We start from the raw sequence: 2032 nt of genomic DNA on the forward strand, positions 1-2032 counted from the left end.
GCAACCCACGAATCTTGGCATGTTTTACGGTTGGAGAGATTCAAGAATTTGAGCCGACAATACAGAATTGCCGACTAAGAAAAGCAGGTGGCCAGAGGGAGCAAGAAGATTAGAACAAAGAACTTTTCTGCCCTTTGCCTAACGCCGCATTAAGTGGTGAACAACGCGACCACCCAAGCCTAAACCTTGCCACACAAAGCACTGAAGCCGACCTAAACCGAAATTGCCAAGCGTTGAGAATCCGTCTTAAATGCTTTGTTATGTTTTAACACAAACGACTGATTTATTTGGCAAAGAACTGCAATGCAGACCTAGATTTCTGAACCAAATCACAAGCTCGAACTCCCTTGACCGGCAGATGCGCCAAACCAAAAACGAGTAAGCCCACTTCCCTGCTAATGAGGCAACTCGATATAACTTCAACAAGTGCCCTTTCTTAGCAACAACAGCGCAGAACAATGGTCATTTGCCGAGGCAACTGCAAAGGTTATTGGCTGATTGGGAAATACGCCCAAAGCGACTTTGAGCCAGAGAAACAAGACGACCAAACCACCCGAAAAATCGAATGAAGCAACCCACGAACCTTGGCATGTTTTACGGGTGAAGTAATTCAAGAATTGGGGCAGACAATCGTGATTTGCTGAGTCTATTCAGAACGAATGGCTAAAGGGGCAAAGAACGATTCAAAGGCATTTAAGCCATTGAAACCCCAGTAAAACATAACGCCCAATTAAGTAGTGAGTAACGCTACCACTCAACCAGAATATTGTGCCCTAATCACTAAAGCTGATTCAAACCAAAAATGCCGAGCGTTACGAATCTGCTTAAATTGTTTGTTAGCAGTATTTTTCTAGATGACGCCACCTTTTTCGCACGCTATCTGTCAACTTAAGCTGAAATTCATACCCAAGGTCATTTTCACGAGTTACCTCAAAGCCCAAGCGCTGGTGAAAATTTAATGAAAGCCTATTGTTTCGAAGGACATTACTAACAAGAATTTCTACATTGTTTGAATTTAGAAAACGCGCCAATTGAGCAAACAAGGACATAAATACAGCTTTATTTCTATGTTCAGGATGTACTACAAACATCGGTACAAACCATCTAGTGGGTGACAGCTCTCTTAAAGTGAAATAGCCCTGAAGCATGGACTCGTTTCTACATTCGAACAACAAACCATCAGATACAGCACTTTCTAGTGAACTTAGGTAGGCAAACTCATCTATAGGTCTACCGGCATCCTCCGAAATAGATTTCAGAGTAAGAAGATCTAACTCAAGATATTCGTTCATGTGACTCCATACTGCTAACGCCCAATTAAGTAGTGAGCAACGCTGCCACTTACCTAGACCATTGTGCCGTAACCACTGATGCCGATTCAAACCCAAAATGCCGAGCGTTGCGAATCTGCTTAAATTGTTTGTTATGTTTTACCACAAGTTACTGACTTAATTGAGAAAGAACTGCTATTTCAAGCCAGTTTTCTGAACCAAACCACAAGGCAAGAACCAACTTGGCCGCCAAAGGCGACCAACCCAAAACCAGTAAGTCCACTTCCCTACCCAATGAGGCAACCCGACTAAACTCCAACAAGTGCCCTTTCTTTCCAACCAAAGCGCAAAACAATGCTGAATTGCCGAGGCAACTGCCAAGCTGAAATGCTGTTTGGTTAAGAACCTGAAAGCGACTTAAAGCCAGTTAAACCAGAAGCCAACCACCACGACCTGACAATGAAGCAACCCACGAACATTGGCATGTTTTACGGGCTGAGTGATTCAAGAACTTAGTTCGACAATGCGGATTTGCTGAGTCTACTAGGGACGAATTACCAGAGGGACAAAGAACTAGAGCCTAAGACATTTAAGCCTTTGAAATACAAGTAAACATAACGCCGCGTTAAGTAGTGAGCAACGCCACCACCTGACCTAAACCATTGTGCCGTAAACACTAAATTCAAAGCAAACCGAAAATGCCAAGCGTTGGGAATCTGTCTTAAACGCTTTGTTATAAGGCGGACTTTTGGTTAAGCGCC

General features: G+C 43.4%; 1 protein-coding gene. It reads right to left on the minus strand.

The window, feature by feature from the left end:
• Positions 1-836: 836 nt before the first annotated feature.
• Entirely contained in the window at positions 837-1292 is a 456-nt protein-coding gene (locus ELS82_RS24435) for a GNAT family N-acetyltransferase (protein ID WP_134837708.1), read from the minus strand.
• Positions 1293-2032 lie beyond the last annotated feature (740 nt).

It is taken from the genome of Vibrio ouci (assembly GCF_004551525.1).
Classification (GTDB): Bacteria; Pseudomonadota; Gammaproteobacteria; order Enterobacterales; family Vibrionaceae; genus Vibrio; species Vibrio ouci.